Raw genomic sequence first — 24,015 nt, 5'->3', positions numbered from 1 at the left:
CCTAAGCATAGGCTCTATGTTTTTTTATATTCATTGCCGTCCATTGTTGTTTTAATTGTTGTGCCAGCAGATAAACTACAAGCGCATATTGGGGGCTGGAATTGTAACGGGTTATTACAAAAAAATTAGGATAAGCTATCCAATATTCATTTCCTTTAGCGGTTACCAACTCAATCAATGCGGCACGTGAAGGATGATTATGTGCTGCAGTTACAGGTTTAACTCCATGTGCAATTAATTGTGAATAGTAATAATTTGCTCTTTTAGGATTGACTTGAATGCGTTTGTAGTGTTTCCCTATGAGTTTAGCATGTTGGGCAACTCCATCATTGGGCTTCCAACCATGATGGTAGAAATAATTAGCAATACTTCCTATGGAGTCAGCGTTGTTAGATACGAGATCGCGTTTGCCTGTATTATTAAAGTCCACCGCAAAATTACGGTAACTGCTTGGCATAAATTGTGGTTGGCCAATGGCGCCAGCGTAAGAGCCCTTGTATTGGGTTGCTGGTACTCCATGTTCACGGCAAAGAAGCAAGTATTCTTTTAATTCTTTAGTGAAATAAGGTGCACGCTTGGGATAGTTGAAAGCCAATGTCGCCAAGGCATCAAGAACTCGATGCTCTCCTTGTCGTTCTCCATATAATGTTTCTACACCAAGAATCGCAATAATAATTTCTGGAGGAACACCATATTTTTTTTGTGCTTTTTCTAATGCTTTTCTGTTAGCAACCCAATAATCCAATCCGCCTTTTACGCGCGAAGGAGTCAGAAACAAATCTCTGTAAACATCCCAATTTTTCTTTTCATAAGGCTTTTCCATTGATTCGATGATATCGGGTTGAATAACAACTTGATTCATTATTGCTGTAAGCTCTTTAGCATTAAAATGATGCTCTTTGACCATATTTTTGATAAAAAGTTGTACCTCTTTTCTTTGAGTAAATGCGGTATCTGAATAAGTTGAGAATGAAAGAAGCAGCAGTATTATTGCAATAAACCCAAAACATGGTATTCGTCGCATAGCCCCTCCTAATAATATAAATCGAAACGATAAATTTTATAAAAAATGCAGTGTATTAGCAAATACTTTAAGGCTACGCATATTTAAGCTAGAATGCGCTATTTGCAAAAAGGTTATTTCAGTTGAGTGATTTAAAGCGAATTCGCAATTTTTCAATTATTGCCCACATCGATCATGGTAAATCAACCTTGGCAGATCGATTTATCCAAATTTGTGGTGGTTTAACTGAGCGTGAAATGAGTGCTCAAGTACTTGATTCTATGGATATAGAACGAGAGCGAGGCATCACGATTAAGGCCCAGTGTGTTTCATTAAATTACACAGCAAAAGATGGTAAAACCTATCTCTTGAATTTTATTGATACGCCAGGACATGTAGATTTCAGCTATGAGGTATCCCGCTCACTTGCGGCTTGTGAAGGGGCGATTCTTGTTGTTGATGCAGCTCAAGGTGTGGAAGCACAAACGGTAGCGGTTTGTTATACTGCCATAGATCAATCATTATCTGTTTTGCCGGTACTCAACAAGATTGATTTACCACAAGCTGAGCCAGAGCGTGTCATTTCAGAAATTGAAGACATTATTGGTCTTGATGCCCATGATGCAATAAGAGTTAGTGCCAAAAGCGGCTTGGGTGTAGAAGATGTACTTGAAGCTTTAGTGACTCATATTCCACCGCCAGAAGGTGATATCAATGGACCTTTGCAAGCATTGATTATTGATTCATGGTTTGATAGTTACCTCGGTGTGGTTTCATTAGTGCGTATTGTAAATGGCTCAATACGTAAAGGTGACAAAATGAGGGTGATGTCTACCGGCCGATCTTATGAAGTCGATCAAGTAGGCATATTTACTCCCAAACGTACCAAGCTGGATGTGTTAAATGCTGGCGAAGTAGGTTATTTGGTAGCAGGAATTAAAGAAATTCAGGGGGCTCCAGTAGGTGATACACTCACTCTGGAAAAAAATTCTGCAGATAAACCACTTCCTGGGTTTCAGCGTGTAAAACCACAAGTGTATGCTGGTTTATTTCCTATAAGTTCGGATGATTTTGAGGCATTTCGCGAAGCTTTAGCTAAATTAAGTCTCAATGATGCTTCATTATTTTATGAACCTGAATCTTCTGAGGCGTTAGGTTTTGGTTTCCGATGCGGCTTTTTAGGTATGCTGCATATGGAAATTGTACAGGAGCGTCTGGAGAGGGAATACAATCTTGATTTAATATCTACTGCTCCTACTGTAGTTTATCAAATTTTGACTCAAAAAGGCGAGACGCTGTTGATTGATAATCCATCACTTCTGCCACCGCTCCCACAAATTAAAGAAATGTACGAACCGATTGTGAGGGCAAATATACTGGTGCCTCAAGATTTCCTTGGCTCAATTATTAGTTTGTGTATTGAACGTCGTGGTGTTCAGGTTAATATGACTTACAGTGGTCGCCAGGTTTCTGTGACCTATGATATTCCAATGAGTGAAGTGGTTTCTGACTTTTTTGACCGCTTAAAATCTGTAAGTCGTGGTTATGCTTCCTTGGATTATAATTTTTTACGCTTTCAAGAAGCCGATTTGGTGAAAATGGATATTTTGATTAATAGCGAACGAGTGGATGCGCTTTCAGTTATTGTTCATCGCTCTTCGGCACAAAGTCGTGGAAAACTAATTGCTGAAAAAATGCGAGATTTGATTCCACGGCAGATGTTTGATGTAGCAATTCAAGCGGCATTGGGCAGTCATATCATTGCCAGACAAACAGTAAAGGCTTTACGTAAAAACGTTACTGCAAAATGTTATGGTGGTGATGTGACCCGAAAACGAAAATTATTAGAAAAGCAGAAGGCAGGGAAGAAACGCATGAAACAAGTGGGGCATGTGGAGATACCTCAAGAGGCTTTTATGGCTGTTTTTCAAACAGATAAAAAGAAATAGACTCTTTGAAGCTCGTTGAGGGAGTGAGGTGCGCAGGATTCGAGCACTGCACCGACGAAGCAATTCATCCCTCAATAGAGTTTGAAAAAAGAGGTCTAATATAAGGGCGGCATACCCATGCCAGTGATGTCTCATTATAAAATTAAGTTTGATTAGGATATAAATTTATGAATTTTGCTTTAATATTGGTTGTCCTATCTTTTGTCAGTGGGTTTATTTATCTTTTAGACATCATATTCTGGTCAAAAAAACGCACTGAGAATCAAAAGCCCAATCGTATTATCGAATATTCACGATCTTTTTTTCCTGTGTTTTTCATTGTCTTAATTTTACGTTCATTCCTTATCGAACCCTTCCGCATTCCTTCTGGCTCATTGGAGCCTACATTGCTTGTTGGTGATTTCGTAGCGGTAAACAAATTTATTTATGGGTTAAGACTTCCTGTTTGGGAAAAAAAAGTTGTTTCAATTTCTGATCCTAAAACAGGAGAGGTTGCTGTATTTCGATGGCCGCCTGACCCTTCCTTCGATTATATTAAAAGGGTAATAGGAGTCCCTGGAGATAAAATTAGTTATCACAATAAGGTATTGACAATTAATGGAAAGGAAGCAAAGCAGACTTTTCTTGGGTACACTATTGATGAAAGTTCTGGAAAGGCTGTAGCTAAATATAAAGAAGATTTAAATGGTACAGTGCATAATATTTTCGTTCGAACGGATGTTCCTGCTGTGGACTTTGATATTGTAGTACCCGAGGGGAATTATTTCATGATGGGTGATAATCGAGATGATAGTGCAGACAGTAGATTCTGGGGTTATGTACCTGAATCTTATTTACGAGGTAAAGCATTTTTAGTTTGGATGAGTTGGAATGGCAAGACTGATAACGTGCGTTGGTCAAGAATAGGAAAATTAATCCCATAAATTTGGAGTATTGATTTTCAAGCAAAATACTTCGATTAGGGGCTCCTCGCAATTTGATGCCTCAAAATGGTAATAGGCCCCAGAAAAAAGGAATGACGAATGCACAAGCAAAAGGGAATGACTTTTATAGGGAATGTTATTTACAGTAGTTGTGGTTGTCTATGGCGGTAACGATAGTAATGCGTCTTATTTCAGTTTACTTGCAGTATTACTCTGTTATCAAGTCGATAAAAGGATTATTTGATCATACTGAAGAGGTTGTAACAGGCAGTGAAAGTTGATTTAGAAAGGTTATGCAGACGGTTAAATTATCAATTTAATCACATTGCTTATCTCAAGCAAGCTTTAACGCATTGTAGTGTAGGTAGTGAAAACTATGAGCGTTTCGAGTTTCTTGGAGATTCAATTTTAAGTTTTGTAATTGCCAATGAACTGTTTCATCGATTTCCTATGCAAAGTGAAGGCCAATTAAGTCGCTTGCGTTCTTTTTTGGTTCGAGGTGAGATGTTGGTTGAATTGGCTAAAGAAATTGATTTAGGTGATTTTCTTTTTTTAGGGCAAGGAGAACTAAAAAGTGGTGGTTTTCGTCGCGCCTCAATCCTTGCAGATGCTATGGAGGCTGTTTTTGCAGCAATTTTTCTTGATGGTGGAATAGAGCCTGCAAAAAAAGTCATTCTGGGACTATATCGTTCCAGACTCGAAGACTCTAATTTAAATGATTGTTTAAAAGACGCAAAAACTCAGCTGCAGGAATATTTGCAAGCTGAAAAAATGGCTCTTCCAGAGTATACCTTGACTAAGGTTGAAGGTGATGAGCATAATCAAATATTTTATATAACCTGCACGGTGACAGGAGCAAAACAAAAAACTTTTGGCCAAGGCTCTAACCGTAGAAAAGCAGAACAATTAGCTGCGAAGTTGATGTTGGAACTATTACGTTCTCCAAAGCAGTAAAAAAGCGCTGAACTCACCGCTCCTTATGGTGAGATTTCAAATAAGCTGCGGCCTCCCTCAGTGCCTTCGCAGGGATAATAGTCTTTTAGAAATCATTTAGGCTGTAGAATACGTATTTCCTGTTTAAATTTTGTGAGGCTCTCTCCGATATAAAGTGCGGAATGTAGGATATTGCGATTTCCTGCCTACATCCCGCGGCTTGTCCGCGGGTTCCAGTTCGATGGTCATTCATGGATGCCGCGGGGAATTACGCGAAACAATTGTGGAAGGGCACGTAATTGATTGGACAAATGGGCAGCTTATCCCGTTGATGTTGCAGGAAGGCTGAAGCGTTTTATCCTAATGAAAAAGAAATTTCAGTGAACTTGATATAATTATCTATATCTGACAACTTATTATTCTCAAGGTAATCATTAGATGATAGGAACTTACCGTGCAAATGAAACAAAAAACAACAAAAATAGTTTTTAAGCTCGCCGCAATTTTTATTTTCTTATTTTCTTCTTCATCCAACGCAGCTAAATCGTTGCCTCAGGATATGCTCAATGTGATGCACCAACCACGTTATAAAAATGCACAATGGTGGATTGAAGTTAAGGATTTGAATACCCAAGAAACCATTTATCAATTAAATAACAACTACTTATTAATGCCTGCTTCTGTAACTAAATTATTTTCTTCTGCAACTGCGTTGCACATTTTAGGTAATGACTATCGTTTTAAAACACCGGTTTATTTTATTGGACAACAAGAAAATGGCACATTAGATGGTAACTTAATTCTCGTCGGGAAAGGCGATTTAGAGTTAGGCGGCCGTGTTCATAATGACAAACTCACTTATGGATATATTGATCATATTTATGCTAATGATTTGCCGGGCGCATCCATTACTCCCGAAAATCCACTCAATGGACTTATCAGTCTTGCTCAGCAAATCAAAGCAAAAGGTATTAAACAAATTAACGGTGATGTGTTAGTAGATAATCGTTTGTTTGCAACGGAATATTTGCGTAATTACACTATTTCTCCCGTCATGATTAATGAAAACCTGTTTGATTTTCAAATTAAACCTACTGCTGTGGGACAGAAAGCCTCAATAAAATGGCGCCCGCAAGCTCCTGGTTATTCAATTGAGAATCAGGTTATGACCGTTGGCAATGGTGAAAAAACCAATATTGAAATCTCAGCAAATAATGACAACACCGCATTGACTCTAAAAGGAAAAATTGCTGCCAATGCTGGGGAAATATTAAGAGTATCTCCTATCCTTAAACCCGCCCCTTTTGCCAGACAAGCTTTTATTGCTGCTTTAAAACAACAAGGTATTGTAATAAACTTTGACAATAAAAATAGTCAGCTACCTGATGCCGATGTCTATAAACAACTTACGCCTATAGCCCAATATATTTCCCCACCATTTTCTGAATATATTAAAGTCATTTTAAAGTTAAGTCATAATATAGGTGCCGATTTAATACCACTTTTATTGGCTCAACACTATAAGGAAACATCATTTGCTGAAGGCATGTCCCATATTGCGGCATTTTTGCTTGGTACAGTAGGATTAACTAAAAACGAGTTTGTATTCGGTGATGGTGCTGGTGGAGATACAAACAGGCTTCTTCCCAACGCTGCTATTCAGTTATTAACCTATATGCACAAACTTCCTGAAGATCAATTTAAACTTTTCTATAATGCATTACCAATACTGGGTGTAGATGGCAGTATTGCTAAAGCAGCTCAGAATATTCCTGCAGTAGGAAAAGTTCATGGAAAAACAGGCACATCACTGTCTTATGACTTCGCTAACCAACGTTATTATTCCTTTTCGGAAGTATTGTCAGGATATATTGACGCGAAAAATGGGCATTTGTTTGCATTTATCATTGCAGTATCTAATACGCCTTTAGAAACGCTTGATGATGCCTTTCAAATCCAACAAGACGTGAGCAGGGTTGCCATTGAAATTTATAATCACTCTTGATTAGGTTCTGTTGGCCAAGATAGTAGAATTGCCAACAGACCTATTATTTGCGTTTTTCTTGATTGAAAATTACGTTAGCCTGGATATCAGCGAAATAGAACTCAGAATGAATTGCTACACTAATTTCCCGATTCTACTTTGTTATTTCGAGCATTACGCTAAATCTTCCAGGCTACTGCTAATTTCTAGCCATTCTTCTTCGGCCTGATTTAAAGAGGAGTGGGTGGAGCTGCGCTTTTGTACCAATTGATTGAGTTTATTTTGTTGCGCATTGTCTTCATAAAGAGTGGAATCGCCCAGTTGGGCATCCAGTTTGGAAATTTCACTTTGATAGTGTTCAATTAATTGTTCCAATTTTTTCAGGCGATTTTGTAATGTTTTCTTTTCTTTATAATCATTTACAGGTGCAGTAATTGTATTTTCCTTAATTGCATCTTTAGTTTGTAACCAGGAATAATAATCATCCAAGTCACCATCAAAAGCCTGAACTTTTTGTTGGTATACCAGATAGAAATTATCCACGCTGGTTTTGAGCATATGGCGGTCATGAGAAATCAGAATTAATGCACCTTCATAACTTTGTAATGCAAGTTCAATGGCAGATCGCATCCCAAGATCCAAATGGTTTGTTGGTTCATCAAGCAGGAGTAGATTGGGTTTAAGCCAAACAAGTTTTGCTAAAGCCAAGCGTGCTTTTTCACCACCAGAAAAGTGATTTATAGGTTGTACTGCCATATCACCAGTAAAATTAAAGCCGCCCAAAAAATCACGAATCGTTTGTTCACGCACTTCTGGCGACAAAATTTGAATTGTTTCTACGGGACTTAAATTACAGTTCAATTGTTCTAATTGGTGTTGCGCATAATAGCCAATTTTTAAATGTGCGGAACGGTGAATTGTGCCATTTAAAGGACTCAAAGACCCGGTTAATGTTTTAATTAAAGTTGACTTTCCTTCACCATTGGGCCCGAGTAGGGCTACTCGGTCGCCAGGATTGAGTGAAAGATTAATTCTTTTTAATATCGGTTGTTCCGTTTGATAGCCTGCATCAACCATATTGCATTGAATTAATGGATTTCCTGCCCGCGGACAGGGGAAGAAATCAAAAGAAAAAGGTGAATCAACTTGCGCTGCAGCAATAATTTCCATTCTCTCTATGGCTTTAAGACGTCCTTGCGCTTGCTTTGCCTTAGTTGCTTTTGCTCTAAAACGATTTACAAAGGACATCATATGATTGATTTTTGTTTGTTGTTTTTCATACATGGCTTGTTGTAATGCCAATTGTTGTGCATGTGTTTTTTCAAAACAACTGTAATTGCCACTGTAAAGAGTTAGATTTTGTTTCTCGATATGTAAAATGTGGGTCACAAAAGCATCAAGAAATTCTCGATCATGAGAAATAAGAATAATCGTGCTGGGACTTTGCTTTAAAAAACGTTCCAGCCAAAAAATTGCTTCCATGTCCAAATGGTTGGTAGGCTCATCCAGTAAAAGCAAATCAGCCGGTTTCATTAAACAACGAGCAAGGCTTAAACGCATGCGCCAGCCTCCCGAAAAACTATTTACTGAGGCGTGTTGTTGTTCGCCTCTAAAACCAAGTCCGGACATAATCGTAGCTGCTTGAGCTGGTTTACTGTAGCCTCCGGTATGACTTAATTCTTCATGACATGCGAGTACTTCCGCATCATTACCCATAGTTTCTGCTTCGTGCAAGCGATGGAGCAACTTCATATAATCGTCATCGCCGCCTAAGACAAAATCCAATGCTTTTTCATCGCTGTCAGGTAATTGCTGAGATAAATGACTGATGGTGAGTTGAGGATTAATTAAAAATTCACCTGCATCAGGAATTAACTTTCCTAATAGAAAATCAAATAACGTTGATTTACCACAACCATTATGACCGATAAGACCTATTTTTTGCTTTTCATATAGAGTGGCATTAACTTTATCCAATAAAATTTTAGTACCACGACTAAGCGTAATTTGACGAAGAGTAAGCATGATAAATCTTTAGCTACAAATGAATTAATTTTAACACAAAAATATCTAGCTTGGTTCGGGCTCTATAGTTTTTTTCCTGGCTGATTTGTAACGAGCCTGTTTCTCAATATCAATGTAGCGATCCGTTGTTGCACTGGAACTATGACCCGCATCATCTCGGACATGTTCACGAGGGCGAATTTTAACATCTTCAGAGATTCCAGTATGCCTTAGCCAGTGGACAGTAGCTGCAGCCAAATTATCGGCTTCCTCAATATGCCCTTTTATTCTCAGTTGCTCACCAGCCAAGTCAAAACAACGCTGAATGATTCTTCGTATTGGTGCTGTATCACTTATAGGACCGTTACCACGAATCTTGGGAATAAGCGGACTATTATCCGCCGGAGAGGGAAGAGGAGATAAACCCAGGAAACAACGCCATCGCATTAAACTCTCTAACATGGCATCGCTCACTGCGATCTGTCGCTCTTTATTTCCTTTACCGACGGTGGTAAACCACCAGTGGCCGTTACTGTCCTTGGAAAAATCATTCATGCTCGGGATCCAGCGATCGCTTGCTGCCAGTTCAGATATACGTAAATACATACCAAATAACATGCTCAGCATGAACCGGGTGCGTTCATGCTTCAAAGGGGATTCTGCTGCAAGGGATTCGGCAGCTTCCAATACCGCGCCCCATTGAACCAGGCTAAGTCTGCGTATAGGAGCATTATGTTGTTTCTTGCGAATAAATTTACTTTTTTGACGAATTAGCGCAATCGGATTAGAGACCAAATACTCTTCAGCAATTAAAAAATTAAATAAGGTGCTTAAAATAGCAAATATCTCTTGAATAGCGCCTTGAGATAAATTGAATTGCTCAATTTCAGGCTTATGTCCATTTTTTATTGCAGATTTACTTAATGTAACTACAAAAGGCTTCCATTCTTCATTAGGGGTGCGCTTTCCTTCTTTTTCAATAAAACGGGGTACTTTTTTTAAACCGATCCAGGATTTTGGTGGATTTTGACAAAAATGGATGTATTGCTCTATATCATCACGTTTCAATTCGTTTATTGTTGCTTTTTTAATTAACCAGGACCACTGTAATAAACGCTCAGTTTCTCTGCGGTAACTGTTAAATGTGCCTTGACTACCGGTATAACTTTTCAGAAAACTTAAAGCGTAATTAAAATCATTTTGAAAGCGCAGATCGGGCAATACGACATGCTCATGATTTTTATGTAAGTAATTCATATTGTCGAAGATAGGAAGCAGTTTTAATTTCATAATATTTATTGGGAGTTTATTATAATCACTAATGCTAGCTGAAAAGTGATGAAGATACGAGTAGGAGCATGAGCTTAAGTATTTGGATGTACACTCAGCTATATGTTTCAAAAAATGTCGATTTGTTCAAGCTAAATAAGCATCTTCACACATAAAGTAAAATTAATGAAAATTAAATGAATTAAGATATTGACCTTGATGAAAGCACCTAGTATTATCTGCGCTCTGTCCTTGGGACGGGTTTTACGGGGTGTAGCGCAGTCTGGTAGCGCGCCTGCTTTGGGAGCAGGATGTCGGGGGTTCGAATCCCTCCACCCCGACCAAGATGCGCCCGTAGCTCATCTGGATAGAGCATCGGCCTTCTAAGCCGAGGGTAGCAGGTTCGAATCCTGCCGGGCGTGCCAGCCCAGATCTTGTTCATAAGAATTTCTGGTAAAAAGTTTTTATGGTGAGCGTAGCTCAGTTGGTAGAGCCCCGGGTTGTGATCCCGGTTGTCGTGGGTTCGAGTCCCATCGTTCACCCCATTTGAGAAAAAATGGTTTATCGCTAAAGATTTTATCTGAGTCTTTACAAGACCGAATTACTGATTGATAATCCAACCTGATTTGCGAAAGTGGCGGAATTGGTAGACGCACTGGATTTAGGTTCCAGCGGGGCGACCCGTGAGAGTTCGAGTCTCTCCTTTCGCACCATTATATTATAATTCCAAGAGGTGAAATTGATGCAAGTTTCTGTTGAGACCTTAAAAGGTTTGGAACGTAAGGTAACAGTTTCTGTACCTTCAGAGAAAGTTGAGGAAGAAGTGAGCTTACGTCTCAAGAGTCTTGCTCGCAAAGTTAAAATTGATGGTTTTCGTCCCGGTAAAGTACCCATGCATGTTGTCGTCAGCCGCTACTCTCAAAGTGTTCGTGAAGAGGTTGCGCGCGAGATGGTTCAATCCACATTATACGAAGCATTGCAAAAAAATGAATTAATTCCTGCTGGCTATCCCTCTGTAGAGCCTGAGCAAATAGAGAAAGGTAAGGATTTTAAATATACCGCAACATTTGAAGTGATGCCTGTATTTGAGATTGCTGAATTAAATCAAGCAGCAGTTGAACTAGCTCGTTCAGAAGTGACTGATAAAGATGTTGAAAGCATGTTGGATAAACTTCGTGAACAAAATAAAGAATGGCATGATGTATCTCGACCTGTCAAAAAAGGCGACAAAGTCGTTATCGATTTTGAAGGCTACCTCGATGATAAACTTTTTGATGGTGGCAGCGCTAAAGGGCATGAATTAATTATTGGTTCTGGAGCAATGATTCCTGGATTTGAAGATGGAATTATTGGCAATAAAAAAGAGAAGCCTTTTGATATTAAAGTAACTTTTCCTGAAGATTATGGTCATAAAGAATTAGCAGGCAAAGAAGCTGTTTTCAAAATTACGATTCATAATGTCATGGAAGGAAAGCTTCCTGAACTTAATGATGAGTTTGCTGCGAAGTTTAATATCAAGGAAGGTGGTATCGACGCGCTGAAAAAAGACATTAAAGAAAATATGACTCGTGAGTTAGAGCGTCGTGTGAGCATGATGAACAGGGAAAAGTTGTTTGATAAATTAATGGAAGTAAATACCATTGAATTGCCAATCGCTTTAATTGACAAAGAAATCGAACATCTGAAGCACGATATGTATCATCGTCTTTTTGGACATGAACATCATGAGAATGAAAAGATTCCTGATTTCCCACGAGAGCTTTTCGAAGATCAAGCAAAACGACGTGTTCATCTTGGTTTACTCTTTTCAGAGTATGTTAAAAAACACCAAATTGTCGCTGATAAAGATAAAGTGAATGCATTAATTGAACGGTTTGCCAGTGCTTATGAAAATCCTGATGAGCTTCGTGCTTGGTATCAAAACAGCAAAGAGCACATGGCTGAAATTGAAGCACTTGTTATGGAAGAAATGGTTGCAGATAAAATCGCTGAGGATGCAAAAGTTAAATATAAAAATAAAGATTATGATTCAGTCATGAATCCTAAACCAGCAACTGAAGCGACAGAGAAAAAAGGAGAGTAATTATATGTCGGGCTATTCAGAGAACATAATTCGCAATGCCAGTGGATTAGTCCCAATGGTTATTGAACAAACCTCACGAGGTGAGCGTTCGTATGATATTTACTCAAGATTATTGAAAGAACGTATTATCTTTCTTTTGGGTGAAGTTGAAGATCATATGGCTAATTTGGTGGTTGCTCAATTGTTGTTTCTTGAGTCTGAAAACCCTGAAAAGGATATTTCTCTCTATATTAATTCACCAGGAGGGGTCGTAACTGCTGGCTTGGCAATTTACGATACCATCCAGTTTATTAAACCTGATGTAAGTACTTTATGTATAGGACAAGCAGCAAGTGCTGCTGCCTTGTTACTTTGTGCTGGAGCTGATGGTAAGAGATTCTGTTTACCAAACTCACGAGTGATGATTCACCAGCCATTAGGAGGGTATCGAGGTCAAGCAACTGACATCGAAATTCATGCTCGCGAGACATTAGCTGTAAGAGAGCGGTTAAATACTATTATGGCAAAGCATACTAAAAAGACACCAGATCAAATTATGCGCGATACTGAGCGTGATAATTTTATGAGCGCCACACAAGCTGTTGAGTACGGCTTGGTTGATAAAGTGCTTTATGATCGAGAGTCAGTAAGTAAATCAGAGTAATTATTTTTCATTAAATTTAAAGAACTGAACTATAATGTATCGTAGCTTAGGTGCAGTGAAGCGGAACCTGGGTTTGAGGTTCAGGCTTACCGGGTTCCGCTTCACTGCACCCAGGCTAGGAATGCGATAGGGGTCCCTTTTATATTGATTCATTATTACTTCTTCGTATTTTTGCTTTATTTAAAAAAATAATTGCCCTGAATAACAGTGGCATATCTTTTTCTGATTGACTAATATTTTACATATATTATCTATTTTTCCGATAATCGTTGTAAGAAGGGGTTTGGTTATGAGTAAATCCGGTAACGGAAGTGGCGATAAAGTTTTGTATTGTTCTTTTTGCGGCAAGAGCCAACATGAAGTAAAAAAATTGATTGCTGGCCCTTCTGTGTTTGTATGTGATGAGTGTGTTGAACTGTGTAATGATATTATCCGTGAAGAAACCCATGAATCGCATGAAGAGACAGACGTACGCTTACCATCACCTAAAGAAATTTCAACTTTTTTGGATGAGTACGTCATTGGACAATCACATGCAAAAAAAGTCTTGTCCGTAGCTGTATATAATCATTACAAGCGATTACAACATAAAAGTGAAGATGGAGTTGAGCTTGGTAAAAGTAATATTTTACTTATTGGTCCAACTGGAAGCGGCAAAACACTTTTAGCTCAGACGTTGGCTCGTATCCTCAATGTTCCATTTGCTATGGCTGATGCAACCACACTTACTGAAGCAGGTTATGTAGGTGAAGATGTAGAAAATATTATTCAGAAGCTTCTACAGAAGTGTGATTACGATGTAGATAAAGCTCAGCATGGTATCGTTTACATTGATGAAATTGATAAGATATCACGTAAATCTGATAATCCTTCTATTACCCGAGATGTTTCTGGTGAAGGAGTTCAACAAGCACTTTTAAAACTGATAGAAGGTACAATCGCATCAGTTCCCCCGCAAGGTGGTCGCAAACATCCACAACAAGAATTTTTGCAAGTAGATACTTCAAATATTTTATTTATTTGTGGTGGAGCCTTTGCTGGATTAGAAAAAGTGATAAGAGAACGAAGTGATAAGTCAGGTATTGGCTTTTCTGCTCAATTAAAAAATAAAAAAGAAACCAATGATGAAATATCCAAGGTATTGAATCAATTGGAATCTGACGATCTAATTAAATACGGATTAATACCAGAGTTTGTTGGACGATTACCTGTAGTTGCCACATTACAGGAGTTGGATGAATCAGCTCTAATTGATATTTTAACTAATCCTAAAAATGCTTTGACCAAACAATTCCAGTCTTTATTCAAAATGGAAGAAGTGGAACTTGAATTTAGAGAAGAAGCATTGACAGCCATTGCCAAAAAAGCTCTAGAAAGAAAAATGGGTGCACGAGGGTTACGTGCAATACTTGAAAATATTCTTTTAGACACCATGTATGAATTACCTTCTCTTGAAGGAGTAATTAAGGTTGTGGTTGATGAGAATGCCGTGAATAGCTCATCTAAACCCATTCTTATTTATGAACAGGATGGGATGAAGAGTGCAGCAGGTGGTCAAGAGTAGAGTTTCTACTCTTTATCTCTCCTGCATTGCGGGAGAGATCTTTAAGGAACTTTCTTAATTATAACGCTTCAATTTCTTGCAATAACTCTCCCTTCCTTTTAAATTATAAATTAGTAGTCACGAGAATAATAATAAGTTTTCCGTTTAAATAAGGGTTCATTATGTCCACTGAAATTAAAGAGACTTCGAATGAGACAGAAAATCTGTCTAATATACCTGTATTACCATTAAGAGACGTAGTGGTCTACCCTCATATGGTTATTCCTTTGTTTGTTGGACGAGGAAAATCAATTAAAGCCCTAGAAGCGGCAATGGTTGATAGTAAACAAATTTTTTTGGTAGCACAGAAAAAATCATCGAATGATGATCCGACTGCTGCTGATATTTTCCAAGTAGGTACGTTATCTAGCGTCCTTCAGTTACTGAAACTACCTGATGGAACTGTAAAAGTTTTAGTCGAGGGTGAAAAGCGTGCTAGAGCAAAAGAATACAATCAAACTAAAGGATATCTAGAAGCTGATCTCGAGTTAATTGAAGATGAAAATACTGCGGTACAAGAACCGGATATTGGCATTTTGATGCGCTCCTTAATGTCGCAGTTTGAGCAATACATTAAGCTGAATAAAAAGATTCCACCTGAGGTTTTATCGCCTCTTGCTGGTATAGAAGAACCCGGCCGTTTAGCAGATACCATTGCTGCCCACTTAACGCTGAAGGTAGACGATAAGCAAGAGTTATTGGAAACAAAAGATGTAGGAACTCGTCTTGAACGTTTAATGTCTGCTATCGAGAATGAAATTGACTTATTACATGTTGAAAAACGTGTGAGAGGGCGTGTTAAGCGGCAAATGGAAAAAAGTCAGAGAGAGTATTATCTCAATGAACAAATGAAAGCGATTCAAAAAGAATTGGGCGAGTTAGGCGAAGAAGGCAATGAAATTGAGCAACTGGAAAACTCGATTAATAAAGCCGGTATGCCCAAAGAAGCCAAAGAAAAATCGCTTGCAGAGCTTCATAAGTTGAAAATGATGTCACCCATGTCTGCTGAAGCGACCGTTATCCGCAATTATCTTGATTGGATGCTTTCAGTACCCTGGAAAAAGAGAACTAAAATTCAATTTGATTTGCTTAAAGCAGAAAAATTATTGGATAAAGAACATTATGGTCTAGAGCGGGTTAAAGAACGCATTATTGAATATCTGGCTGTTCAGCAACGTGTAAAACGCTTAAAAGGACCTATTCTTTGTCTTGTTGGACCTCCAGGAGTAGGTAAAACTTCATTAGGACAATCTATTGCAAATGCTACAGGCCGTACATTTATCCGTATTGCTTTGGGTGGTGTTCGCGATGAAGCGGAAATCCGCGGTCATAGAAGAACATATATCGGGTCAATGCCAGGAAAGATTATTCAGAAACTATGCAAGGCTGGTGTAAAAAATCCGCTAATTATGTTGGATGAGGTGGATAAAATGGCTATGGATTTCCGAGGAGACCCGGCTGCAGCGTTACTCGAGGTATTGGATCCTGAGCAGAACCATACGTTTAACGATCATTATCTTGAAGTGGATTATGATTTGAGTGACGTTATGTTTATTGCAACGGCAAATTCTCTGGAAATTCCTGCTCCATTACTAGATAGAATGGAAGTGATTCGACTTGCAGGGTATACAGAAGATGAAAAGGTAAGTATTGCTGAGAAATATCTTGTTCCTAAACAAGTCGTCTTGAACGGTCTGAGTAACGATGAAATACATATTAGTGAGGGTGCGATTCGAGATGTTATCCGTCACTATACTCGGGAAGCAGGCGTGCGTAATTTAGAGCGCGATATTGCTAGTATTTGCCGAAAAGTCGTAAAAGAAATTTTGTCGAATAAAAAAGTTAAAAAAATGACTGTAACCACAAGCAATGTTGAAAAATATTTGGGTGTGAAAAAATTCCGATATGGTTTGGCTGAAGAGTTTGACCAAGTGGGACAGGTTACCGGTTTGGCTTGGACAAGCGTTGGTGGCGAATTGCTAACGATTGAAGCATCAATGATGCCTGGTAAAGGTAAAGTGACGCATACAGGTCAATTGGGTGAAGTCATGCAGGAGTCCATTCATGCGGCGATGACGGTTGTACGAAGTCGTGCTAAAAAACTTGGTTTACCTGATGATTTTTATGATAAGAACGATTTTCACGTTCACGTGCCCGAAGGTGCTACACCAAAAGATGGTCCAAGCGCAGGAATAGGTATGTGTACCGTATTGGTTTCTGTCGTGACCCAGATTCCTGTTAAAGCGGATGTAGCGATGACAGGCGAAATAACGCTAAGAGGGCAGGTGTTGCCGATAGGTGGTCTCAAAGAAAAATTATTGGCGGCTCATCGAGGTGGAATTAAGCATGTCATTATACCTGAGGAAAATGTAAAAGATTTGGAAGAAATTCCAGATAACGTTTTACGTAAGCTAACAATTCATCCTGTTAAGAGCATAGAACAGGTTCTAGAACTGGCTTTGCAACGCAGTCCTTGGGTAGATAAGCCAACAAATGTACAATCTGAGGCTTTAGTGGGTAAAAGATCAAAAAAAATTAAAAATAATGATTTACATACCCATTAATTAGAGGTATATTTCGTTTCGTAGCCCGCCACTAGCGGGCATTGCAAGGAAGTAACTACTCGACCGGTTAATTTGATGAGTTTGGTTAAATTAACTTAGAAGTATGGAAGATTAACAGTATAGGGGAAGCAATGAATAAGAGCGAATTAGTTGATGCTATAGCAAGTGGTTCGGGTTTAACAAAAGCTGACGCAAGCAGAGTTCTCGAAACTTTTACTAGTACTATTACTGATGCTTTAAGAAGTGGTGATCAAGTAGTGATACCTGGTTTCGGTTCTTTTTCAACAGGCAATCGTTCAGCAAGAACAGGTAGAAACCCACAAACTGGTAAAATTATTCAAATTAAAGCGTCACGAGTAGCCAAGTTTAAAGCGGGTAAAAACCTGAAAGAAGCGGTGCAAGAAGCATAAGTTTTCAGGGTGCTTAGCTCAGCTGGGAGAGCATCGCCCTTACAAGGCGAGGGTCGTAGGTTCGATCCCTACAGCACCCACCAAGAAATGGAGTGGTAGTTCAGTTGGTCAGAATACCGGCCTGTCACGCCGGGGGTCGCGGGTTCGAGCCCCGTCCACTCCGCCAGATTAACGCGCCGTAAGGCGCGTTTTTTTTATCTGGAATGAATGTTTGCTTCAACATTTTATTTCCTTCTCATTTCTGCTTGTCTTTAAGAGAAAGATTTAGATGAAGTTATGAAAAGAAGTAACGTACTCACTTCACTCTGATTTTTAGCTAATTCAGAAAAGAAAAATTTTGCTGGATAGGTGAATGTTTTTTGTTTTGATTTTTTTCAGTCTGGGTTATAATCAGCCCTCGCTAAATTAAAAATGCTTTATTTATTAATAATATGGATCTCGGGACATGTTACAAAAGTTAAATGAACGTATACAGGGTGTTGTAGCTTGGTTGGTGGTTATTTTAATCGGTATTACGTTTACACTTTTTGGTGTAGATTATTATCTGCAATCACATCAAACGACAAACTCCAAGGTAGTCGTCAATGGCACTCCACTTACAATACAATCATTTGAAAATAATTACAGACGTGCTCGTTCCATGCAAGATATTGAGCAAATGACTGCTGCTGATGAAAAAAAATTACAAAACCAAGTCTTAGATCAAATGATTACTAATGAGGTTCTAGTGCAAGCTGCTCTTAATAATGGATTTGATGTGAGCTCCAACCAAGCAGATGCAGCAATTTTGAGTATCCCTCAATTTCAGGAAGACGGTCACTTCTCAGCTCAAAAATATCAGCAAGCACTAAATGCTGCTTTATTCACTCAATCAAGTTTTCAAAATGAAGTAAAACAAGGAATGCTTCTAAACCAACAACGTTTTGCTTTTATGGGGAGTTCTTTTGCTTTACCAGATGAAATTGATCGCTTTGTGAGCTTGTATATGCAAAGTAGGGATTACGATTATTTAACTATTCCAGTAGCGAATTTCGAAAAAGATATTCATGTTTCTCCAGAAGAAATTGCTAATTATTATAAAATGCATAAAAAAGAATTCATGGCACCAGAAAAAGTCAGTTTAGATTATGTTACTTTATCGATGCGTGACATTAGAAGTAAGATAAAAATTTCTGATGATGATGTGAAACGCTATTATGAAGACAACCAAAATAGCTATTTAATCCCCGCAAGTTGGCAAGTAGCACATATTTTATTTGCTGTTCCAGAGAATGCGAGTCAATCTGATTTGGAAAAGATTCAGAAAAAAGCAAACGATGCATACCAAGTATTACAGAAAAACCCAGAACAATTTGAACATCTTGTTTCAGTGATGTCAGATGACAAACTTTCAATAGCAGATAAAGGAGTGCTCCCTTGGATTACTGCAGGACAAAATAATTATAATCAAATTTTATCTAATTTAACTAAACCAGGACAGATTTCTCCTCCTGAAAGAACAAAACATGGATATGAAATTTTTAAATTAATGGCATATAAGCCTGTTTCAACAAAACCTTTTTCCGAAGTAGCTTCATCAATTAAAGAGCAATTGATTGCTGAGGCAGCTCAAACAAAATATACCCAAGCCATGGAGCAATTATCTGATTTAAGCTATCAATCTCCAGACTCTCTCCAACCAGTAGCAGAAGCCTTAAATTTAAAAATTGAAAAAACTCAACCTTTTTCAAGATCGGGTGGTACAGATAATATTACAAAAAATAAACAAGTAATAAATGCTGCATTCAGTCATGATGTTCTTGATTTAAACAATAACAGTGAGCCAATACAAATTGATAATGATTCGCTGGTAGTTGTAAGAGTGAATCAACATTGGGATGAAATGGAGCAACCTTTAGAAGCTGTTCGTGATCAAATTAACAAAATTTTGGTTAAAACAATTGCTCAAGCCAAAGCAAAAGAAATTGGAAAGAATTTATTGAGTCCAGTTGAGGATAAGCAGCAACAAGAATTGATTCGCTCAAATAATTTATCATGGAAATCAGTAGCTAAGTCCACTCGTGACAATGATAAGGTAGATACGGATATTAATGATATGGCATTCAATTTATTACGACCAGAAAGCCGTGATGGCCTTGTTATGCCGAATGGTGATTATGTCGTAGTGAGATTGAAGCAAATTCATGATGGGAAATTAAATACATTAGACAGGGAGCAGCAAGATAGCTTAATTCAACAAATAGAAGCAAGCTATGGCATGATGGATTATGACTTGTATGTAAAAAGTTTAATTAACCGCGCACAAATTGTGAGGCACTAGGTTTTATAGACAAATGCGCTAACTTGGGCTGCTTTATTTATATTTTTAAAAATCAATATACTAGACGCTGAGGTAGCAGAGTTTGCCTATATAACCCAATATATAGGAGTATCGCTATGCCTGATTTAAGCAAGAAGTTTACTGATCTTAAATTAAAGCAATTATATGGTCATATATTAAGTCATTATCAAAATTGTGTTGACCGCGGCTTAGATGTGAATGCTGCGTACAACGAAATGTTTCTGGCGGTGCAATATTCTATAGAATCGCCATGGAGCCAAAGCCCACTAGCTCAACTGGATCCAGCAGAGAAATTAAAAGCATATGCCGCTTTTAATACACTTTTTAACGCAACACCTTTGTATCAACGGATGCAGTCTTCTCAACGAAGCGCATTTAATCCGCCTACGCCTCAGTTTAATCCAAAGGCTAAGTATGTAATTAATCAGTATAATTATTATAGTTATCAAAATCCAACGCTTCTTGATTGGTTAATTTTGAGCTCTATAATCAACTCTCATCATCATTCATATCATCACAATCATGGTGGTGGTGATTGCTGCTGGCCTTCAAACCACCATGGCCATGATTCATCTTCAAATGACGATTTGGCTAAATTGTTGGCAGCCTTATTCCTCATCCTTTTAGCTTTGATCGCCGTCGTTTTAGCTTTTATTGCTTTGTATTACATGCTTAATGAATTTGCAAACAGTGTTGAGCGTTTTTACTATGGCGAAGGATGGATGAAGGGCGCATTAATGTTCGCTACTTCTATTGGATTTGGAGCGGGTTCGACACTTTTAACACTTAATTTTGGCGCTGCACCATTAATTGCTCTTGCTGTAGCTGCAGGGGTTAATCCTGTTGGTGTAGTAATTGCTGGAGCTGTACTCCTTACTATCATTGGTGCAGGTATTGGGTGTTTTGCAATGAATATACTGTATGATTCCCTCAATAAGTCAGCTAATAAAGAGTCTATGGACCCATCAGACCCAGAGCGGTTTAGATTAACTGCCTCAGAAGAAGCTTATTTGCGCGATGAGAAAGGTATGGATCCTATAGCTGTAAGATGTGCAATGGTTGCCTTGCGTGCGGAAATGGCAAAATTATTAGGGAATGAGAAACCGATACCTTCCTTTTTCTCTCGTTATTTTAATAAAGAGAATGGAAAGGTTCAGGAGCTATTAGAAAAACTGCGACACTTACGTAAAGGGGATATAAATATGGTTGAAGTAGGGGAGTTGAGTTTTGACTGCAGACTTCCTCAAAGGATATATATTCCAACTTACTATACTCAAACTCAACCCACCTACTCTGACACTCCACCTCCATATCCTGGAATGTATACGCCTTCAGCTCCCCAATATTACGCGTAGATGTCTTTATAAACCGAGTAAAGAGCAATTCTTTACTCGGTCAAAATCATTGGTTTAATGACTCATTTTCACTGTCTTAGATAGTAAGATTATTCACTAGAAATAAAAGGAAGCATGCGTTTTAATACATTATCTTTGCAAATAAAATGATGATACAAAGCTGCAAGGAAATGAATCCCTACCAAAATGAGGATTAAATAGGCAATCGTTTGATGCGTTGAAAACATAATACCGCCAAGGTAATCGTTCTTTGAGATAAGGCAAGGGATTGTAAACCAACCAAAAAAATCAATGGGTTTTCCATCCGCACAAGTTAATAAATAGCCGACGATCGGCATGAGTATGATAAGAATAAAAAGAGTGTGGTGGACTGCTTTGGAAGTAATGTATTGCCATCTCGGTTGAGTTATTGGTGGTAGTGGTTTGATATTTATAATATGCCAAATAAAAAATAAAATTCCGAGTAATAAAATAGTCAATCCTACTGATTTGTGCAGCATTATATATCGCGGTGCGAGTGGTGAATCGTGGCTAATCGACCAGACAAAATAAAATTGAGCAATAATTAAAATAAAGATTAACCAGTGCAGTAATTTCGTTACACTGCCAAAACGCTTCAGTGTATTCCTTATCATAGAGGTTTCTCCATTAATTCCTAGATAATGCTACTATATCAACGACTTAAATAATTTCAACACTGACTCATTTGCTGCGGATTACTTTGATAGTGAATTAAAGTTGCCAATGGGTGGGATATGAAGCTTGGCGGAGAGACAGGGATTCGAACCCTGGGAAGGTTGCCCTTCAACGGTTTTCAAGACCGCCGCATTCGACCGCTCTGCCATCTCTCCAGGCGTGAATACTATCTTAACGGCCTTGGTTTTGCAAATATTTTTTTAATATTCTGCGCAAATACGAGCAATATTTTTTGATGTTGTTTCTATTTTTTTCATTTTTCAAAAAAAATAGAAGAATGTTCGCAAAATGAATAGTCCTAGGTATAATGTTCCAAATTTTTGTGGCTGTTGTCGCGGATACAACAGGTATATATATTAGATAGGTGTAGTTTATGAAACGAATTCAAATGTTGTTCCTAGTCGTTCTTATTGTATCTTTATCTGCATGCAAGACGTGGTGGGGTAAAGAAGATGATGATAATAACCCTTACAAAGGAATGACTGCTGAGCAACTTTATACGGAGGCTCAGAAAGATTTACGTAAAAAAGAATATGCAACGGCAATAAAACATCTTGAAGCGATAGAAACGATGTATCCATTCAGTGATTATACTGAGCATTCACAGATGCAATTAATTTATGCTTATTATAAAAATGAAGACTATCCTTCAGCCGCCGCTACTGCAGAGCGATTTATTCATCTTTACCCAAGAGCTAAGAATGTGGATTATGCCTATTACATGAGGGGTATGGCCAATTTCCAACAAAGTCGTGGGGTTTTTGCAAAATTTTTACCTTTAGACGAATCCTGGAGAGATCCTGGTACACAAAACCAGGCTTATTCTGATTTCGGTGTGTTGATTCAAAAATTCCCTGAAAGTAAATATAAAGCAAACGCGCTACAGCGTATGATTTATTTACGCAATATGTTTGCCCAACATGAATTGAATGTTGCCACCTTCTATTTTAAACGCAAGATGTATGTAGCAGCAATTAATAGAGCGAGTTATGTAGTGAAAAACTACCCGCAAGCACCGAGCGTAAAACAAGCTCTAGTTGTTATGTATGATGCGAATATGGCTTTAGGTTTCAACAAGGCTGCTGAGGAAGCTTTAGCGGTTTATAAGGCGACTTACAATACGTCTAAAATGGAGCACATAGTATCTAATTAATTGACTGTAAGAAGTGACTGGAAAGCCGTATTTGGAGCTGAGTTCAAATATGGCTGTCCACCAAGATTCAAACTCAAATACACTCTCTAAACAATTACAATCAAGCTTGACTGTTTCATTTATCGCACCTGAGTAAATCTTATAATACCCAGGTTTTATTATGTATGGCCCTTTATACAACCTCTACTAACTCAGATTCTTTTTCTTTTACTGCAAGTACCGCTAAAAGATCATGAGTTAACTCACGTAATTCTCCGGATAATAAAGTGAGTGCCGCATCGCGTTGTTGATATTCTTCATCAAGTTGTTTAATTTCGTTGAAATCATCAAGAAGATAATCAAGACTTTTGAGTTTTTTGAATGCAAAGTCATGAGTTAGAGTAAGCTGAATTCTTTCTTTCCAGATTAAAGAAATTTCTGCGGTTGCCATACCTTGTGATAATAAAGTTAAAACCTCCTCTGCTGGTAGCTCATAACCTTTACAATGCACCCGTTTTTTTTCATCATCAAGAGAAAAGAGCAGACAATCAGATGCTAATTGAAAATGATTGGGGAGTGTATTGGGCGAATGAATCCATTCCGCGAATCGTAAAGCCAGATTTTCTGTATGTGTTAGTGGTTCAATCGAAATGCCTGCTACAGACTTGCGCAAAAGAGAGGTGAGTTGTGATGCCTGATTATTACTGGAGGCATTAACTATAATTCTTTTGCTGGCACTATCAAGAATAGCAAGCATCTTTTTTTGGATGCAAAATGATTTAGGTAATAATTCAAACTCAATATCTTCGGCCATTTGCGCCTTTTCTGCTCGCTTAATTGAGCGACCGTGTTGGGTCTCGAGCATTTGCACTTTTTCGGCAAGCATTTTGTTGATCACGCCTCTTGGCAGTAAACGCTCTTCTTTACCCATACAAACCAGAGAACTTCCAGCAACCTCCTGAACCATTTCATCTGCAAAAGCCGGAAGCCAGCCATAAACAAAGCGAGCATGGGGAGGGCAGGGTTTTAGAATATTTTCAGCTAGAGATGCTGCTAAATCACTCGCTTCATCCAGCTCATATTGATAGATCAGTGCATTGTTAAACCACATAAAAAACTCCTG

Annotated in this window: 17 protein-coding genes and 7 tRNA genes; 18 read left to right on the top strand and 6 right to left on the bottom strand. The window is 38.3% G+C overall.

Going from position 1 to position 24,015, the window contains the following annotated elements:
* Position 1 precedes the first annotated feature (1 nt).
* A complete protein-coding gene (mltB, locus tag DY223_RS09985; RefSeq protein WP_058458860.1) occupies positions 2 to 1,024 on the bottom strand; it encodes a lytic murein transglycosylase B in 1,023 nt (340 codons plus the stop codon).
* Positions 1,025 to 1,146: 122 nt separating this feature from the next.
* Here mltB and lepA point away from each other — a divergent pair, with 122 nt between their 5' ends.
* From lepA to dacB, 4 genes are all read left to right on the top strand, one after another.
* Positions 1,147 to 2,952: a translation elongation factor 4 gene (lepA, locus tag DY223_RS09980; RefSeq protein WP_058458859.1), complete on the top strand. Its 1,806-nt coding sequence runs from the start codon at positions 1,147 to 1,149 to the stop codon at positions 2,950 to 2,952.
* A 167-nt stretch (positions 2,953 to 3,119) separates the two neighbouring features.
* Positions 3,120 to 3,875, top strand: coding sequence for a signal peptidase I (gene lepB / locus DY223_RS09975; protein ID WP_058458858.1), 756 nt, complete (start codon positions 3,120 to 3,122; stop codon positions 3,873 to 3,875).
* A gap of 270 nt (positions 3,876 to 4,145) precedes the next feature.
* Positions 4,146 to 4,829 (top strand): ribonuclease III, encoded by a 684-nt coding sequence (rnc, locus tag DY223_RS09965; protein WP_058458857.1) that lies wholly within the window; start codon positions 4,146 to 4,148, stop codon positions 4,827 to 4,829.
* A gap of 439 nt (positions 4,830 to 5,268) precedes the next feature.
* Positions 5,269 to 6,813 carry a D-alanyl-D-alanine carboxypeptidase/D-alanyl-D-alanine endopeptidase gene (gene dacB, locus DY223_RS09960; protein ID WP_147293817.1) on the top strand — a complete coding sequence of 515 codons (1,545 nt, stop codon included), beginning with the start codon at positions 5,269 to 5,271 and terminating at the stop codon, positions 6,811 to 6,813.
* A 153-nt stretch (positions 6,814 to 6,966) separates the two neighbouring features.
* On the opposite strand, the gene DY223_RS09955 is transcribed toward dacB, so the two are convergent.
* The gene (locus DY223_RS09955) at positions 6,967 to 8,817 is read right to left on the bottom strand and encodes an ABC-F family ATP-binding cassette domain-containing protein (RefSeq protein ID WP_058458855.1); all 1,851 of its coding nucleotides are present in this window, start codon (positions 8,815 to 8,817) and stop codon (positions 6,967 to 6,969) included.
* Between the two features lie 45 nt (positions 8,818 to 8,862).
* Positions 8,863 to 10,086 carry a tyrosine-type recombinase/integrase gene (locus tag DY223_RS09950; protein WP_058458854.1) on the bottom strand — a complete coding sequence of 408 codons (1,224 nt, stop codon included), beginning with the start codon at positions 10,084 to 10,086 and terminating at the stop codon, positions 8,863 to 8,865.
* Between the two features lie 246 nt (positions 10,087 to 10,332).
* On the opposite strand from DY223_RS09950, the gene DY223_RS09945 reads away from it, so the two are divergent.
* The 13 genes from DY223_RS09945 (at position 10,333) to DY223_RS09885 (ending at position 21,064) form a co-directional block, all read left to right on the top strand.
* A tRNA-Pro gene (locus tag DY223_RS09945) sits at positions 10,333 to 10,409 on the top strand.
* Positions 10,410 to 10,413: 4 nt separating this feature from the next.
* A tRNA-Arg gene (locus DY223_RS09940) sits at positions 10,414 to 10,490 on the top strand.
* Positions 10,491 to 10,534: 44 nt separating this feature from the next.
* Positions 10,535 to 10,610, top strand: a tRNA-His gene (locus DY223_RS09935).
* Between the two features lie 83 nt (positions 10,611 to 10,693).
* Positions 10,694 to 10,778: transfer RNA gene (locus DY223_RS09930), tRNA-Leu, on the top strand.
* A 29-nt stretch (positions 10,779 to 10,807) separates the two neighbouring features.
* Positions 10,808 to 12,148: a trigger factor gene (tig, locus tag DY223_RS09925; protein WP_058458853.1), complete on the top strand. Its 1,341-nt coding sequence runs from the start codon at positions 10,808 to 10,810 to the stop codon at positions 12,146 to 12,148.
* 4 nt (positions 12,149 to 12,152) lie between these two features.
* Positions 12,153 to 12,791 (top strand): ATP-dependent Clp endopeptidase proteolytic subunit ClpP, encoded by a 639-nt coding sequence (clpP, locus tag DY223_RS09920; RefSeq protein ID WP_058458852.1) that lies wholly within the window; start codon positions 12,153 to 12,155, stop codon positions 12,789 to 12,791.
* A gap of 289 nt (positions 12,792 to 13,080) precedes the next feature.
* Positions 13,081 to 14,355, top strand: a complete 1,275-nt coding sequence (gene clpX / locus DY223_RS09915; protein ID WP_058458851.1) for an ATP-dependent Clp protease ATP-binding subunit ClpX — start codon at positions 13,081 to 13,083, stop codon at positions 14,353 to 14,355.
* A 161-nt stretch (positions 14,356 to 14,516) separates the two neighbouring features.
* Positions 14,517 to 16,958 carry an endopeptidase La gene (gene lon, locus DY223_RS09910; protein WP_058458850.1) on the top strand — a complete coding sequence of 814 codons (2,442 nt, stop codon included), beginning with the start codon at positions 14,517 to 14,519 and terminating at the stop codon, positions 16,956 to 16,958.
* Between the two features lie 131 nt (positions 16,959 to 17,089).
* Positions 17,090 to 17,368 (top strand): HU family DNA-binding protein, encoded by a 279-nt coding sequence (locus tag DY223_RS09905; protein ID WP_010653977.1) that lies wholly within the window; start codon positions 17,090 to 17,092, stop codon positions 17,366 to 17,368.
* 7 nt (positions 17,369 to 17,375) lie between these two features.
* Positions 17,376 to 17,451: transfer RNA gene (locus DY223_RS09900), tRNA-Val, on the top strand.
* 6 nt (positions 17,452 to 17,457) lie between these two features.
* Positions 17,458 to 17,534 (top strand) — tRNA-Asp (locus tag DY223_RS09895).
* 279 nt (positions 17,535 to 17,813) lie between these two features.
* Positions 17,814 to 19,688, top strand: coding sequence for a SurA N-terminal domain-containing protein (locus DY223_RS09890; protein ID WP_058458849.1), 1,875 nt, complete (start codon positions 17,814 to 17,816; stop codon positions 19,686 to 19,688).
* Between the two features lie 116 nt (positions 19,689 to 19,804).
* Entirely contained in the window at positions 19,805 to 21,064 is a 1,260-nt protein-coding gene (locus DY223_RS09885; protein WP_058458848.1) for a hypothetical protein, read from the top strand.
* An 89-nt stretch (positions 21,065 to 21,153) separates the two neighbouring features.
* Here DY223_RS09885 and DY223_RS09880 read toward each other — a convergent pair whose 3' ends face one another.
* Together DY223_RS09880 and DY223_RS09875 are read right to left on the bottom strand one after the other, a co-directional pair.
* Positions 21,154 to 21,699 carry a cytochrome b gene (locus DY223_RS09880; protein ID WP_174223906.1) on the bottom strand — a complete coding sequence of 182 codons (546 nt, stop codon included), beginning with the start codon at positions 21,697 to 21,699 and terminating at the stop codon, positions 21,154 to 21,156.
* A gap of 128 nt (positions 21,700 to 21,827) precedes the next feature.
* A tRNA-Ser gene (locus tag DY223_RS09875) sits at positions 21,828 to 21,915 on the bottom strand.
* A 218-nt stretch (positions 21,916 to 22,133) separates the two neighbouring features.
* On the opposite strand from DY223_RS09875, the gene DY223_RS09870 reads away from it, so the two are divergent.
* A complete protein-coding gene (locus DY223_RS09870; protein WP_058458847.1) occupies positions 22,134 to 22,913 on the top strand; it encodes an outer membrane protein assembly factor BamD in 780 nt (259 codons plus the stop codon).
* A 172-nt stretch (positions 22,914 to 23,085) separates the two neighbouring features.
* On the opposite strand, the gene DY223_RS09865 is transcribed toward DY223_RS09870, so the two are convergent.
* Positions 23,086 to 24,003, bottom strand: a complete 918-nt coding sequence (locus tag DY223_RS09865) for a recombination-associated protein RdgC (protein ID WP_058458846.1) — start codon at positions 24,001 to 24,003, stop codon at positions 23,086 to 23,088.
* Between the last annotated feature and the right edge of the window lie 12 nt (positions 24,004 to 24,015).

The organism is Legionella bozemanae, from assembly GCF_900450575.1.
Lineage (GTDB): Bacteria > Pseudomonadota > Gammaproteobacteria > Legionellales > Legionellaceae > Legionella > Legionella bozemanae.
This window is presented reverse-complemented; position numbering and strand designations above follow the sequence as displayed.

Excerpts from the sequence above, each read along its gene's own strand:
- dacB (WP_147293817.1), top strand. The coding sequence starts at position 5,269 with ATGAAACAAAAAACAACAAAAATAGTTTTTAAGCTCGCCGCAATTTTT.
- DY223_RS09890 (WP_058458849.1), top strand. The coding sequence starts at position 17,814 with ATGTTACAAAAGTTAAATGAACGTATACAGGGTGTTGTAGCTTGGTTG.
- DY223_RS09880 (WP_174223906.1), bottom strand. The coding sequence starts at position 21,699 with ATGATAAGGAATACACTGAAGCGTTTTGGCAGTGTAACGAAATTACTG.
- lon (WP_058458850.1), top strand. The coding sequence starts at position 14,517 with ATGTCCACTGAAATTAAAGAGACTTCGAATGAGACAGAAAATCTGTCT.
- clpX (WP_058458851.1), top strand. The coding sequence starts at position 13,081 with ATGAGTAAATCCGGTAACGGAAGTGGCGATAAAGTTTTGTATTGTTCT.
- DY223_RS09950 (WP_058458854.1), bottom strand. The coding sequence starts at position 10,086 with ATGAAATTAAAACTGCTTCCTATCTTCGACAATATGAATTACTTACAT.
- lepB (WP_058458858.1), top strand. The coding sequence starts at position 3,120 with ATGAATTTTGCTTTAATATTGGTTGTCCTATCTTTTGTCAGTGGGTTT.
- clpP (WP_058458852.1), top strand. The coding sequence starts at position 12,153 with ATGTCGGGCTATTCAGAGAACATAATTCGCAATGCCAGTGGATTAGTC.
- DY223_RS09955 (WP_058458855.1), bottom strand. The coding sequence starts at position 8,817 with ATGCTTACTCTTCGTCAAATTACGCTTAGTCGTGGTACTAAAATTTTA.
- DY223_RS09865 (WP_058458846.1), bottom strand. The coding sequence starts at position 24,003 with ATGTGGTTTAACAATGCACTGATCTATCAATATGAGCTGGATGAAGCG.
- tig (WP_058458853.1), top strand. The coding sequence starts at position 10,808 with ATGCAAGTTTCTGTTGAGACCTTAAAAGGTTTGGAACGTAAGGTAACA.
- DY223_RS09905 (WP_010653977.1), top strand. The coding sequence starts at position 17,090 with ATGAATAAGAGCGAATTAGTTGATGCTATAGCAAGTGGTTCGGGTTTA.
- mltB (WP_058458860.1), bottom strand. The coding sequence starts at position 1,024 with ATGCGACGAATACCATGTTTTGGGTTTATTGCAATAATACTGCTGCTT.
- DY223_RS09885 (WP_058458848.1), top strand. The coding sequence starts at position 19,805 with ATGCCTGATTTAAGCAAGAAGTTTACTGATCTTAAATTAAAGCAATTA.
- DY223_RS09870 (WP_058458847.1), top strand. The coding sequence starts at position 22,134 with ATGAAACGAATTCAAATGTTGTTCCTAGTCGTTCTTATTGTATCTTTA.